We start from the raw sequence: 14,381 nt of genomic DNA, 5'->3' as shown, positions 1-14,381 counted from the left end.
GCTCCGCCGGGGGCCGCCCCCTTGCCCGCCCTCCCCCAAGCTCTCGGCTTCGCTCGAGCAGGGGGGACCCCCGCGCCCCCGGGGGGCGGCCCCGCGGCCCAAGGGGGCGAGGTAATCAGGTGGGCGGCCCCGCGGCCCAGGCCATGACGGTGATCAGGGCAGCCCCGCCGCCCAAGCGGGCTGGGGGGTAGAGGCGTGCGGGCGGCCCCGGCGCCCGAGGGAGCTGGGGGGCCGGAGGGGCCCAACGCCGCAGCCCAGCCGCCCGCCAGGGCTATGGCGCGTGCCGGTCCCTCGCACCGAGCCCCTCGTCGTCGGAGTCCGTCCACAGCGCGCTGTCGTACGGCGCGTCCGGGATGGAGATCAGCTCGGGACGCGGCAGTGGCGGCGGTGGCGGGCCGGAGGTCTGCCGCTCGGGCGACTGCCCGCCCAGCAGCGCCACGCTCTCGCGCAGATGTGCCGCGTCCGTGCGGACGCGACGTATCTCCAGGCCGTCCCCGGCCTCCTCGGCGAGCCGCCCGACCGCGAGGTCGAGCCGGTCCAGGCAGTGCGAGATGTCCTTCAACTCATCGTGCAGGGACATGAATTGTCCTCACTTCCGCGGTGCGGGCCACTGCGCCTGTGCGGCTGCGAGTGTCGCGCGTCACATCCCCTGTTGTGAAGGGTGCGTGCAGCGGTACGCGAAGTGCGACGACCCCGTGCGCGCCTCCGCCGTACCCGTTGGGCCGCTCGGGTGGGCTTCCCCGGATGCCCGACGTGTCGGCGCCGCCTCCCGCGCGAGGTCCCTTTCAGTGGGCCAGCGGCACCCACAAATGTGATCAACGCAATAAGCGCCCACCTGTGAAATTTGACGGCCCGTTCCGTTGGGGAAGGGGCCGGGTCAGCCTGGAGGTCCAGCCATGTCCGACGTCTCTCCGCGCGCCCGACGCGGTGTCGCGCTCGTCGCCACCGGTGTGCTCGTACTCCCGGTGCTGACGGGGTGCGGCGGAAGTGAGGACGAGGAGGCCGCGGGCGCGACGCCGGTGCCGGCGGACGTCGCCGTCACGGACCGCGAGCAGGTCACCGACGGCGGCACCCTGAACTGGGCGGTCGACTCGGTGCCCGCCACCTACAACGCCTTCCAGGCGGACGCCGACGCCACCACCGCGCGCGTCGCCGGAGCGGTGCTGCCCGCCCTGTTCGTCACCGACGAGAAGGGGCAGCCGCAGCGCAATCCGGACTTCCTCGAGGACGCCACCGTCATCGAGCGGGAACCCAAGCAGGTGGTCCTCTACAAGATCAACCAGCAGGCGGTGTGGAGCGACGGCAGGGAGATCGGCGCCGCCGACTTCGTCGCCCAGTGGCGGGCGCTGCGCGGCAAGGAGTCCGCGTACTGGACCGCCCGCAACGCCGGCTACGAACGCATCGAGAAGATCGAGAAGGGCGCCGACGACCTGGAGGTCAAGGTCACGTACGCCAAGCCGTACGCCGACTGGCGCTCGCTCTTCACCCCCTTGTACCCCAAGGAGGTGATGGGCAGCCCCAACGCCTTCAACGACGGAGCCCGCAGCAGGCTGCCGGTGACCGCCGGCCCCTTCCGCCCGGCGAAGGTGGACCGCGAGGACCGCTCCGTGGTCCTGGAGCGCAACCCGCGCTGGTGGGGCAGGCCCGCCAAGCTGGACAAGCTGGTGCTGCGCGCGGTGCCCCGCGGCGAGCGTGCCGCCGCCCTGGCCAAGGGCCGCATCGACCTCGCCGAGGTCGACCGGGCCGCGGTGGAGCGCATCGCCCGCGCCGCCAAGGACAACGGCAAGGCCCCGCTCACCCACGGCCCCGGCGCCGGCACCACGGCCGCCGAGGCACACCGCTCGTGGGCCCGGGCGAACGGCGCGCTCGACGAGATCGACGAGGAGGCCGCCGAGGCCGAGCAGGAGGCCCGCGCCGAGGCCCGCGAGAAGGCGCGGAAGTACGCGTCCGAACAGCGGGCACTGCGCGGCTTCACCGTCCGCAAGTCGCTGGAGCCCGCCTACACCCAACTGGCCCTGAACGGCGCCTCGGGCCCGCTCTCGGACGAGCGGGTGCGCCGCGCCGTGGCCCGCGCGCTGAACCGGCAGGAACTGGCCGAGACCGTACTGGCGCCCCTCGGCCTGCCCGCCACCCCGCTCGGCAGCCACCTCGCGCTCGCCGGGCAGCAGGCGTACGCGGACGGCAGCGAGGCACTCGGCGGCCAGGACGCCCAGGCCGCGCAGACCCTGCTCGCCGAGGCCGGCTGGAAGCCCGGCGAGGGCGCGGGCCGCAAGGAGGGCAGCAGCGCGGGCAGCCGCTCGGAGGCGGAGCGCAAGAAGCGGGAACAGGCGAAGAAGAAGGAGGAGGCGGCGTCGGACGACGGGATGTACATCGTCGGCGACGACAAGCCCGGCGAAGGCGCCAGGAACTACGACGACAAACCCGGCGAAGGCGCCAGGAACCACGACGACAAGCCGGGCGAAGGCGCCCAGGGCCGCGACGACAAGCCCGGCGCGGACGCGAAGGGCGACGACGACAAGCCCCTCGACCAGGGCCTGTACCGGTTCCGCACCGAAGCCGGTTTCCGCATCCTGGCTCCCGCGATCGGCTACCGTCCGGCCACCCTCGCCACGGGCCAGCGGCCGCAGGCCTACCAGGACCGCGAGGACAGCGCTGCGGGCAGTGTGGACAGCAAGACCGAGGCGCACGAGAGAAAGCAGGGCGGCATGGCCGGGGCCTACGCCCCGCGCGGCACCGCCGCACCGGCGGCCCACGCCCTCAAGGCGGCGGACCGGACCTCCAGGATGGTCGGCAAGGACGGCAAACCGCTGACCCTGCGCTTCGTCCTGCCGGCCGACCCGGAGTCGGCCCCGCTGCGCACGGTGGGTGCCCGGATCTCGAAGATGCTGGAGGCCATCGGCGTACGCACCGAGATCACCAAGGTCGAGGACGCCGACTACTTCAAGGACCACATCGCCTCGGGCGACTTCGACCTGGCGCTCTACTCCTGGCCCGGTACCGCCTACCCGGCGACCGACGGCCGGCCGATCTTCGCCAAGCCCGAGCCCGCCGCGGACGGCTCGCTGCTCGTCGAGCAGAACTACACCCGGGTCGGCACCGACCACATCGACCAGCTCTTCGACCAGGCCGCCGCCGAGCTCGACGAGGAGGCCGCCCGCGAGCTGGTGAAGAAGGCCGATGCCAGGATCTGGGCGGCCGCCGGATCCATTCCGCTCTACCAGCGCCCGGAGCTGGTCGCGGTGAAGCCCGCCGTGGTGAACGCCGGTGCCTTCGGCTTTGCCGCACCGCGCTACCAGGACATCGGCTTCAAGAAGTCCGGAACGGCCAAGGATGACGGCAAGTAACACCACATAAGGGCCACGCCGCAGGTCAGGGCCCATCTCGGGATCTGAGAAACAGCTCAGAATACGCTCAATTGCCTTGCCCGCCGGACACCCGGCGGGCAAGGTCGTGCGGGACTCCTTGACCCGGAACTCAGCATCCGCACCACACCCCGCCACACCCCCGCACCGCACCTCGCGGCCCCTCCGCGCGCTTTTGCGGCGGCCCGCAATCCGGTGCCCGCCGCTGTTTTCCGATCGCCCGGGAAGCCCCTCCCGCGTGCGCCCAGTACCATGGGGTAAGCCGTGGCGCGTCCGCCCGGTGGGCGTACGAGGAACGAGACGCCGCATCCCCCGATCGAGAGAAGCGTTTAGCAACCTATGCCCACGCGCCACGACATCCGTAACGTCGCCATCGTCGCTCACGTCGACCACGGCAAGACCACCCTGGTCGACGCCATGCTCAAGCAGGCCGGTGCCTTCGCCGCTCACGCCGCTGAGTCGCTCGACGACCGCATGATGGACAGCAACGACCTGGAGCGTGAGAAGGGCATCACGATCCTGGCCAAGAACACCGCGGTGAAGTACCACCCGAAGGATGGCGGCGACGTCATCACGATCAACATCATCGACACCCCCGGCCACGCCGACTTCGGTGGTGAGGTCGAGCGCGGCCTGTCGATGGTCGACGCCGTCGTCCTGCTGGTCGACGCGTCCGAGGGCCCGCTGCCGCAGACCCGCTTCGTGCTCCGCAAGGCGCTCGCCGCGAAGATGCCGGTCATCCTCTGCATCAACAAGACCGACCGCCCCGACTCCCGGATCGCCGAGGTCGTCGACGAGACGTACGACCTGTTCCTGGACCTGGACGCGGACGAGGACCAGATCGAGTTCCCGATCGTCTACGCCTGCGCGCGTGACGGTGTCGCCTCGCTGACGAAGCCGGAGGACGGCACCGTCCCGCCCGACAGCGAGAACCTGGAGCCGTTCTTCACCACCATCCTGGAGCACGTCCCGGCCCCCGAGTACGACGAGGCCGCCCCCCTTCAGGCGCACGTCACCAACCTCGACGCCGACAACTTCCTCGGCCGTATCGCGCTCTGCCGCGTGGAGCAGGGCGAGCTGCGCAAGGGCCAGACCGTGGCCTGGATCAAGCGTGACGGCACGATGTCCAACGTCCGCATCACCGAGCTGATGATGACCGAGGCCCTCACCCGCAAGCCCGCCGAGAAGGCGGGCCCGGGCGACATCTGCGCCATCGCCGGTATCCCGGACATCATGATCGGCGAGACCCTGGCCGACCCCGAGAACCCCGTCGCGCTGCCGCTGATCACGGTCGACGAGCCCGCGATCTCGATGACGATCGGTGCCAACACCTCGCCGCTGGTCGGCAAGGGAGGCAAGGGCCACAAGGTCACCGCGCGTCAGATCAAGGACCGCCTCGACCGCGAGCTGGTCGGTAACGTCTCGCTGCGCGTCCTGGACACCGAGCGTCCCGACGCCTGGGAGGTGCAGGGCCGCGGTGAGCTGGCGCTGGCCATCCTGGTCGAGCAGATGCGCCGTGAGGGCTTCGAGCTGACCGTCGGCAAGCCCGAGGTGGTCACCAAGGAGATCGACGGCAAGAAGCACGAGCCGATCGAGCGCATGACGATCGACTCGCCGGAGGAGCACCTCGGCGCGATCACGCAGCTGATGGCGACCCGCAAGGGCCGCATGGAGACCATGACGAACCACGGTTCGGGCTGGGTCCGCATGGAGTGGATCGTGCCCTCCCGCGGCCTCATCGGCTTCCGTACGGAGTTCCTGACGCAGACCCGCGGCACCGGCATCGCGCACTCGATCTTCGAGGGCCACGAGCCGTGGTTCGGCGACCTGCGCACCCGTCACAACGGCTCGCTGGTGGCGGACCGTTCGGGTACGGTCACGCCGTTCGCGATGGTCAACCTCCAGGAGCGCGGTGTCATCTTCACGGAGGCCGGCACCGAGGTGTACGAGGGCATGATCATCGGTGAGAACTCGCGCGCCGACGACATGGACGTGAACATCACCAAGGAGAAGAAGCTCACCAACATGCGTGCGGCTTCCGCGGACACCACGGAGAACGTGGTCCCGGCCCGCAAGCTCTCCCTCGAGCAGTCCCTGGAGTTCTGCCGCGAGGACGAGTGCATCGAGGTGACCCCGGAGACCGTGCGTATCCGCAAGGTCGTCCTGGACGCCAAGGAGCGCGGCCGCACCGCGTCGCGCGCCAAGCGCTAGTCGCCGCGCGCTGGTCGTCCAGCCCGGAATGCCTGCCACCCGCCGCGTGCGGGTGGCAGGCATTTCCGCGTCCGTGACGCGTGCAGTTCCGCGTCCGTGACGCGTCCCGTTCCGAGCCCTGTTCCGCGTCCGTGACGCGTCCCGTTCCGCGTCCTGTTCCGCGTCCCGGCCCGCCCCCGCCGTGCGGGATCCAGTCGTGGTTTGCATACCGACCGGTCAAGTCAATTTCCCGGGCCAAGTGTCCGAATATCGATCGGCTCGCTCCGGAAGTTGTGTCAACAGTCCGTTTCGGGCGTGTCTGTCTGGGCTCACTTTGTCCGGATTTCGGGCATCACGCGGCAAGTGATGTTGTCAAAACGAGACCCTTTAAGTGTGGTTTACGGTCCGGGCGTACCTAATAGTTGGCTCCATTGAGCTCGGGTCAATGGGTCACGCGCTGTGGGGAGCGCCGACTCACGAGCACACTCGGGGTGCAACAGGATCCGCCGTCAGGGGTGTCGGCGTACCTCCATGTGCCCCACTTGCCAATCAGTGGACTCTTGAGGAGGAACCCATGCGCGGTAAAACCAGCGCCAAGTGGGTCGCGGGGGCGATAGTCGTCGCACTGTCAGCGACTGCCTGCGGCGGTAGCGATGGCGGTAAGAAGAAGGAAGACCAGTCGGCTCCGGTGCAGCAGCGCCAGCCGTACAACAACCCGAAGATCGCGGTCGACGCGGCGCCCAAGAAGGGCGGCACCTTCAGGCTCGGCATCACCGAGCCGGTGGCCATCGACCCGTACAACGCGCAGGAGTCCGAGGGCTCGCTGATCGCGCACAACCTCTTCACGGGTCTCTTCGAGGTCAAGGCCGACGGCACGCTGGTTCCCGGTGTCGCCGACGACGCCAAGCCCGACGCCAAGTGTGAGAACTGGGAGTTCAAGCTCAAGACGGGCACCAAGTTCTCCAACGGTGAGGACGTCAACGCCGAGTCCTTCGCCCGCGCCTGGTCGCGCGTCGCGCAGAAGAAGTCCGCCTCGGACGTCGCCTACCACCTTGCCGGCATCGCCGGCTTCGACGAGGTGCAGGCGGGCAAGAGCGACAAGCTCTCCGGCGTCGACGGCTCCAAGGCCGACCTGCTCAAGGTCAAGCTCAACGCCCCCGACTGCGGCTTCAAGACGAAGACCGTGCACACGGCCTTCGCGCCCGTGCCCAAGGTCGCCGGCGAGGGCAAGAACAAGGAGTACAACGAGGCTCCGATCGGCAACGGCCCCTTCAAGATGGAGGGGAAGTGGCAGCACAACAAGAGCATCACGCTCGTGCGCAACGACACCTCCGGCGTGGTGAAGGCGAACCTGGACAAGGTTGAGATCGCGATCCTCAACCCGGCCAACGGCGCCCAGCTGGAGACCCAGGGCTTCGAGTCCGGCCAGTTCGACTGGGCGCGCATGCCCGTTCCGAAGCAGCCGTCGCTCGAGAAGAAGTACAAGCCGGGCAACAAGTGGATCGAGCTCGACACCTCGGGCATGAACTTCCTGCTGCCGGTCCTCGACAAGGGCGTGCTGAAGAACAAGGACGCGCGTCTCGCGGTGTCCTACGCGATCGACCGCAACGCGATCGCCAACGGTGTCTTCAAGGGCATGCAGTACGCGTCCTCGAACATCATCCCGCCGTCGTTCAAGGACGCCTACAAGGCCGGTGCCTGCGCCTCCTGCGTGAAGCAGGACAAGGAGAAGGCCAAGGAGCACGCCAAGAAGGCCGGTCTCAACTCGAGCAGCAAGATCGTGCTCGGCTACAACACCGGTGCCGGCCACGAGGAGTGGACGCAGGCCGCGGCCAAGCAGGTCGAGGACGTCCTGGGCATCAAGGTCGAGCTGAAGGGCTACCCCTTCGCGCAGTTCCTCCCGGCCCAGCAGGAGCCGAACGCCGAGGGCATGTACCGCTTCGCATGGGGCGCCGACTACCCGACCGCCGAGAACTTCCTGTTCCCGCTGCTGGCCACGAAGTCCATCAACAAGGACGAGGGCGGCAAGGTCACCGGTGACAACCGTGCCCGTTACAGCAACCCGAAGTTCGACTCGCTGATCGACCAGGCCCGTGCCACCCCGGACGACGCCAAGCGCAACCAGATGTACAAGGACGCCGAGAAGGTCGCCCTGGACGACCAGGCCATGATCCCGATGTTCCTGCGCACCCAGTTCCGCCTGGTGAACACCGACAAGTTCGCCGGTGCGAGCATGGACTTCTTCGAGGACCCGTCCCTCGCGGAGATCTCCCTCCGATAGTCAGCAACGAGCTGCGGGCGCGCCTCTGTCGAGGCCGCCGCGCTCATCAGAGGCCGTGGGAATCCGGGTGATCCCCGGGTTCCCACGGCCTCTTTCTCCGCGTAGCCCCCCACGTCCAGCGCGGCATGCTCGGGCAGCAGCATGCTGCGGCGGGGGACCCCTCAGGAAGAAGGCAACACATGGGCCGATACATCGCACGGCGGCTCGGACAACTGGTCCTGGTCGTCCTCGGCGCCACCATGATTCTCTTCACGTGCCTGTTCGTACTCCCCGGCGACCCCGTGGGGCAGATCGCAGGCAGCGACAAGGCACGTGACCCCGCAGTGATCAAGGAACTGCAGCATTACTACGGGCTCGACAAGCCCCTCGTGGTCCAGTACGGCACGTACGTCGGCCGCCTCGCCCAGGGTGACCTCGGTGAGGACTACAGCCAGCGCCGTCCCGTCACCGAGATCCTCCAGCCGAAGCTGGCCAACACCGGCAAGCTCGCGCTGACCGCCATCGTCATCGACGTCGTGCTCGGCGTGGCCGTCGGCATCATCGCCGCGCTACGGAGATACAGCCTGATCGACATCATCACCACGGTGTCGACCACGGTGTTCCTCGGCGTGCCCATCTTCGTGCTCGGCATGCTGCTCCAGAGCATCTTCGTCGTGCAGTTGCAGTGGGTCCCGCTGCTCGCCGACGGCACCTTCAAGACTTTGATCCTCCCCGCCTTCACGCTCGCCATCGTCGACGCCGCAATCGTCGCCAGGCTGATGCGTGGCTCCATGCTGGAAGTGATCCGCGCGGACTACGTGAAGACCGCGATCGCCAAGGGCGTGCCGAAGCGGCAGGTCCTGGTCCGGCACATTCTTCGCAACTCGATCATTCCCGTCGTCACCTACATCGGCATCTCCTTCGGCACCCTGCTCGGTGGTGCGCTGATCACCGAGACGATCTTCAACTGGGACGGCATCGGGATGGCGCTCGCGACCGCGGTGCAGCAGCAGAACAACCCCATCGTGGTGGGCGTGGTGACGATCAGCGTGGGCGTCTTCGTCGTCATGAACCTGCTCGTGGACCTGCTGTACGCGATCCTCGACCCCCGTATCCGGCTCGGCTGAGCAGCCCAGGTCAACGAAGAGAGATTTGACGATGACCAATACCGTGAAGACCGGCGCCACCAGCGCTGCCGAGTCGACGACAGACGTGCTGGCCGGGGGCACGGGCGAGGCCGAGGTCAAGTCCGCCAGTCAGTGGCGTGACATCCGCAGGCGGTTCGTGGCCAACAAGCTCGCCGTGGTCGGCCTCGTCCTGGTGGGCATCCTGTTCCTCACCGCGATCTTCGCCCCGCTGATCGCACCGTACGACCCGTACGAGCAGGACCTGATGAACACCCTCGCGCCCTCCTCGGCCGACCACCTCGCAGGCACCGACGCACTGGGCCGCGACGTGTTCTCCCGGGTGGTCTACGGCGCCCGTATCGCCGTGATCATCGGCCTCGCGTCGATGCTGCTGTCCTCGATCCTCGGCATCGTCCTGGGCTCGATAGCCGGCTACTTCGGCAACAAGACCGACTCCATCGTGATGCGCATCGCGGACATCTTCTTCGCCTTCCCGCTGCTCATCGGTGCGATCGTGATCATCCTGCTGACCGGCCGCGGTGTGTTCCCCGTGGTGCTCTCCATCGCGATCTTCGGCTGGGCCACCACGGCCCGCCTGCTGCGCAGTTCCATCCTCTCCACCCGTGAGGCGGACTACGTGATGGCGGCGAAGGCCCTCGGTGCGGACACCAAGCGGATCGTGCTGCGACACGTCCTGCCCAACTCGATCGCCCCGGTGATCGTGTACGCGACCACCAGCGTCGCCGGTGCCCTGGTGGCGGCGGCTTCGCTGTCCTTCCTCGGCGTCGGTGTCTCCCCGGAGGTTCCCGAGTGGGGCAACCTGATTTCCAACGCGCGTGACTTCGTCGGCATCCAGGACATCTTCTGGGTCGCGCCGAGCATCGGCGTGATCATCGCCTGCCTCGGCTTCATCTTTGTCGGCGACGGCATGCGCGACGCCCTCGACCCGAAGCTCCGGTGACCGCCATGGGCCACGCACGACAGACCATTGAAGGACCGGGGGGTCGGAGGACAGCATGACCACGATGGAGAAGGACCCCGGTACGAACGGGGCAGCAGCAGCGACGACCGCCACGGCCCCGCTGCTCGAAGTCCGCGACCTGCACGTCGAGTTCAAGACCGACGAGGGCGTCGCCAGGGCCGTCAACGGTGTCTCGTACACCGTCGCCGCCGGCGAGACCCTCGCGGTGCTCGGCGAGTCGGGCTCCGGCAAGTCGGTGACCGCACAGGCGATCATGGGCATCCTGGACATGCCTCCGGGGAGCATCCCCAAGGGCGAGATCTTCTTCAAGGGCCAGGACATCCTGAAGCTCGCCGAGGAGGAGCGGCGCAAGCTGCGCGGCGCCAAGATGGCGATGATCTTCCAGGACGCGCTGTCCGCGCTGAACCCCGTGCACTCGGTCGGCACCCAGATCGGCGAGATGTTCCGGGTCCACAAGGGCATGTCGAAGAAGGACGCCAAGCTCAAGGCCATCGAACTGATGGACCGGGTGCGCATCCCGGCCGCCAAGGAGCGCGTGGGGGACTACCCGCACCAGTTCTCCGGCGGTATGCGCCAGCGCATCATGATCGCGATGGCGCTGGCCCTGGAGCCGGACCTGATCATCGCCGACGAGCCCACCACGGCTCTCGACGTGACCGTCCAGGCCCAGGTGATGGACCTGCTCGCGGAGCTCCAGCGCGAGATGAACATGGGCCTGATCCTGATCACCCACGACCTCGGTGTGGTCGCGGACGTCGCCGACAAGATCGCCGTGATGTACGCGGGCCGGATCGTCGAGACCTCCCCGGTGCACGAGATCTACCGCAAGCCCGCGCACCCGTACACCAAGGGCCTGCTGGAGTCGATCCCGCGCCTGGACCAGAAGGGCCGGGAGCTGTACGCGATCAAGGGCCTGCCGCCGAACCTGACGCGCATTCCGTCGGGCTGCGCGTTCAGGCCGCGCTGCCCCTCCGCGCAGTCCGTGTGCGGCGAGGACATCCCGGCGCTGCACCAGGTGACCGACCGGGCGGGTGCCGACGTGGCCGGCCGCGGCAGCGCCTGCCACTTCTGGAAGGAGACGCTCCATGGCTGAGCTCAGCAGACACGACGAGGCGACGCCCACGGACGCGACCCCTCAGATCACCGAGGTGGAGGTCGTCCACGCGGCGACCGAGGACGCCGCCGTCGACGCCATCGCGGCGCCCGTCGAGCGCGGCGAGCCGATCCTGCAGGTGCGCAACCTGGTGAAGCACTTCCCGCTCACCCAGGGCATCTTCTTCAAGAAGCAGGTCGGCGCGGTCAAGGCCGTCGACGGGATCTCCTTCGACCTGTACCAGGGCGAGACGCTGGGCATCGTCGGCGAGTCCGGCTGCGGCAAGTCGACCGTCGCCAAGCTGCTGATGCTGCTGGAGACGGCGACGTCCGGCGAGGTCTTCTACAAGGGCCAGGACATCACCAAGCTGTCCGGCAGGGCCCTGAAGGCGGTCCGCCGCAACATCCAGATGGTGTTCCAGGACCCGTACACCTCGCTGAACCCGCGCATGACGGTCGGTGACATCATCGGGGAGCCCTTCGAGATCCACCCCGAGGTGGCGCCCAAGGGCGACCGCCGCCGCAAGGTGCAGGAGCTGCTCGATGTCGTCGGTCTGAACCCCGAGTACATCAACCGTTACCCGCACCAGTTCTCCGGCGGTCAGCGCCAGCGCATCGGCATCGCCCGCGGCCTGGCCCTGAACCCCGAGATCATCATCTGCGACGAGCCGGTGTCCGCCCTGGACGTGTCCGTCCAGGCACAGGTCATCAACCTGATGGAGAAGCTCCAGGACGAGTACAACCTCTCCTACCTCTTCATCGCGCACGACCTCTCCATCGTCCGGCACATCTCCGACCGCGTCGGCGTGATGTACCTGGGCAAGATGGCCGAGATCGGCTCCGACGAGGAGATCTACGAGCACCCGACGCACCCCTACACCCAGGCGCTGCTGTCGGCCGTGCCGGTGCCGAACCCGGATGTCCGCGAGCAGCGCGAGCGGATCATCCTCACCGGTGACGTCCCCTCGCCCGCCAACCCGCCGTCGGGCTGCCGCTTCCGCACCCGCTGCTGGAAGGCCGAGGACAAGTGCGCCAAGGAGGTCCCGCTGCTGGCGATCCCCGAGCGCTTCAAGGGCCAGGACACCCCGGCCGCGCACGAGTCGGCGTGCCACTTCGCCGAGGAGAAGCAGGTTCTGGTCGGCTGACCGGAACGCGCCCGGCCGTCCGGCCCCGCCCCCGTCCCGGGTTCCCCCCCGGGCACGGGGGCGGGGCCGTTTCCCGATCCCGTACCCCGTACCGATCCCGTACCCCGTACCGATCCCGTACCCCGTATCCGATCCCGTTTCCGTACGACGAGGAGCGACCCATGAGCAGCGACGCCCCGCAGGGGAGCCTGACCTTCACCGAACTTCTGGGCGGCGGACTGCGGCTGCGCGCCTGGCACGAGCGGGACGTGGCCGACCTCGTGCGCGGCATGAACGACCCGGTCTCACTCCACTGGAACGGCGGGCTGCACGACCCCATGGACGAGGACGGCGCCCTGCGGTACGTGCGCTCGCGCGCCGAGGGCTGGCAGCGCGGCGACCTCGCCCAGTTCTGCGTCGCCGACGCCGCTACCGACCAGGTGCTCGGGGCCGTCGGTCTGCATCAGATCGAGCTGCGCCGGGGCGTCGCCGGGATCGGTTACTGGCTGATGCCCGAGGCGCGCGGCCGGGGCGTGGTCACCCGGGCGGTGGAGCTGTGCACCCGCTGGGGCTTCGAGGAGGTGGGCGTGCACCGCATCGAGCTGGGCCACGGCCTGGGCAACGAAGCGTCCTGCGCGGTGGCCCTGCGCACGGGGTACGTCCTGGAGGGCACCGCCCGCGGGGCCCTGCCCTCGGCGGAGCCCGGGGTGCACCTCGACATGCATGTGCACGCCAGGCTGGCGACGGACCCGGCACCGGAGCGGCCGCGCATGGCGTCCCCCGTACCGCAGCGGCCGCCCATGGCGTGATCGTGTGCGGGGTGCCGCCCCCGGTGGGCACGGCCCCATGGCGTGATCGTGTGCGGGGTGGCTGCCCCCGGACGGGCACGGCCTTCATGGCGTGATCGGGTGCGGGGTGCCACCCCCGGTGGGCACGGCCCCCGTGGCGTGATCGTGCCTCCGCGGGGTGCCCTCCCCGCCGGGCCGGTGGCAGCATCTGCCGGTGCCCGCGAACAGCCAAGCCCCGCTGACCACCCTGGCCGCCGCGTACGGACTGTCCTCCATGGGCGACCAGATGGCGCTCCTCGCGCTGACCCTGCGGTTCCACGACGAAGGGCAGCCGGGGACCGTTCTCTCGCTCCTGCTGATCGCGGGCGTGCTGCCGCTCGTCGTCGTCGGACCGCTGGCGGGCCCGCTGCTCGACCGCATGGAGAGCCGGCGGCTGATCGTCCTGGCGACGGCCTTCCAGGCACTGGCCGCACTGGGTCTCGCGGTGACCGGCGGTACGGCGCTCACCCTCGTGCTGCTCGCCCTGCTGGGCGCGGGCCTCGCGGTGGTCTCGCCCGCTCTCCAGCTCCTGGTGCCGGTGATCGTCGGCGAGCAGGACACCGCGCGCGGCTACGCCAGGCTGGAGACCTTCCGTTCGGCGGGCAACGTGGCGGGCCCCGCGCTCGGCGGGCTGCTGGTCGCCGCGTACGACGAGAGGCTCGTCCTGCTCGTCAACGCGCTCTCCTACGCCGCCCTGGCCGCAGCCCTCCTGACGGTACGGGCCCGGCGCACGCCCGTACCCGGCGCGGGCGGCCGGGAGTCCTGGCTCGGTCAGGTGCGGCAGGGGGTCGGGGCGCTCGGCGGTGACCGGGTGCTGCGTACCGCGATCATCTCGCTCGCTGTCGCCGTCGCCTTCACCGCGCTGCTGAACGTCGCCCGGGTCTTCTTCATCCGCGACGACCTGCACGCCTCCGACGCGGGCTTCGGCCTGCTCACCGCCGCACACACCGCGGGCGCGCTGGGTGCCTCCGCGCTGCTCGCCCCCCGGATCCCGCTCGCCCGGCAGCCGCAGGTGCTGGTGGGGGCGGCCTGCCTGATGGGAGGCGGACTGCTGCTGAGCGGGACCGTGCACGTCTTCGCGGTCGCCTGCGGGGCGTTCGTACTGACCGGGGTCGCCAACGCCCTGCAGAACCTCGCCATCCGCAACCTGCTGCACGCCCGCGTCCCCGCCGCCGTACGAGGACGCGCCTTCGCCTCCTCCAGCGCCCTGCTCAACGGGGCCAACCTCACCGGGACCGCCCTGGGCGGACCGGCCGCCGGCGCACTCGGCGGTGCGGCCACCCTGCAACTGGCGGGCGCCGGAACCCTGCTGGCGGGACTGGCGGCCGCGCCCGCGCTGTTGCGCCGCTCCGCCCCGCCCGGCGGCCCCGGCGGCGGGTCCGGACGGGCAGGCGGATAGCGCGCGCGGCGCGAGCGG

The 14,381-nt window shown here is 69.5% G+C and carries 10 protein-coding genes; 9 read left to right on the top strand and 1 reads right to left on the bottom strand.

What is annotated here, in order from left to right:
* Nucleotides 1–271: 271 nt before the first annotated feature.
* Nucleotides 272–580, bottom strand: coding sequence for a hypothetical protein (locus ACFWVV_RS14710; protein ID WP_384346339.1), 309 nt, complete (start codon nt 578–580; stop codon nt 272–274).
* Between the two features lie 316 nt (nt 581–896).
* Here ACFWVV_RS14710 and ACFWVV_RS14705 point away from each other — a divergent pair, with 316 nt between their 5' ends.
* From ACFWVV_RS14705 to ACFWVV_RS14665, 9 genes are all read left to right on the top strand, one after another.
* Nucleotides 897–3,344: an ABC transporter family substrate-binding protein gene (locus tag ACFWVV_RS14705; RefSeq protein WP_384346336.1), complete on the top strand. Its 2,448-nt coding sequence runs from the start codon at nt 897–899 to the stop codon at nt 3,342–3,344.
* 357 nt (nt 3,345–3,701) lie between these two features.
* Nucleotides 3,702–5,573, top strand: coding sequence for a translational GTPase TypA (typA, locus tag ACFWVV_RS14700; RefSeq protein ID WP_384346333.1), 1,872 nt, complete (start codon nt 3,702–3,704; stop codon nt 5,571–5,573).
* A 553-nt stretch (nt 5,574–6,126) separates the two neighbouring features.
* Nucleotides 6,127–7,833, top strand: coding sequence for an ABC transporter substrate-binding protein (locus ACFWVV_RS14695; protein WP_384346330.1), 1,707 nt, complete (start codon nt 6,127–6,129; stop codon nt 7,831–7,833).
* Nucleotides 7,834–8,012: 179 nt separating this feature from the next.
* On the top strand, nt 8,013–8,939 hold the full coding sequence (locus ACFWVV_RS14690) for an ABC transporter permease (protein WP_384346327.1): 927 nt from the start codon (nt 8,013–8,015) through the stop codon (nt 8,937–8,939).
* 31 nt (nt 8,940–8,970) lie between these two features.
* Nucleotides 8,971–9,900: an ABC transporter permease gene (locus tag ACFWVV_RS14685; RefSeq protein ID WP_384346324.1), complete on the top strand. Its 930-nt coding sequence runs from the start codon at nt 8,971–8,973 to the stop codon at nt 9,898–9,900.
* 55 nt (nt 9,901–9,955) lie between these two features.
* Nucleotides 9,956–11,014, top strand: coding sequence for an ABC transporter ATP-binding protein (locus ACFWVV_RS14680; RefSeq protein WP_384346321.1), 1,059 nt, complete (start codon nt 9,956–9,958; stop codon nt 11,012–11,014).
* Entirely contained in the window at nt 11,007–12,158 is a 1,152-nt protein-coding gene (locus tag ACFWVV_RS14675; RefSeq protein WP_384346318.1) for an ABC transporter ATP-binding protein, read from the top strand. Before ACFWVV_RS14680 ends, ACFWVV_RS14675 begins: the two co-directional genes overlap by 8 nt.
* Before the next feature lie 161 nt (nt 12,159–12,319).
* On the top strand, nt 12,320–12,946 hold the full coding sequence (locus tag ACFWVV_RS14670; RefSeq protein WP_384346315.1) for a GNAT family N-acetyltransferase: 627 nt from the start codon (nt 12,320–12,322) through the stop codon (nt 12,944–12,946).
* A gap of 193 nt (nt 12,947–13,139) precedes the next feature.
* The gene (locus ACFWVV_RS14665; RefSeq protein ID WP_384346312.1) at nt 13,140–14,363 is read left to right on the top strand and encodes an MFS transporter; all 1,224 of its coding nucleotides are present in this window, start codon (nt 13,140–13,142) and stop codon (nt 14,361–14,363) included.
* The last annotated feature ends 18 nt before the right edge of the window (nt 14,364–14,381 follow it).

The sequence above is a fragment of the Streptomyces sp. NPDC058663 genome, from assembly GCF_042716745.1.
Taxonomy (GTDB): Bacteria; Actinomycetota; Actinomycetes; order Streptomycetales; family Streptomycetaceae; genus Streptomyces.
Note: the sequence above shows the minus strand (reverse complement) of the source record. Positions and strands in the feature narration are given on the sequence as shown.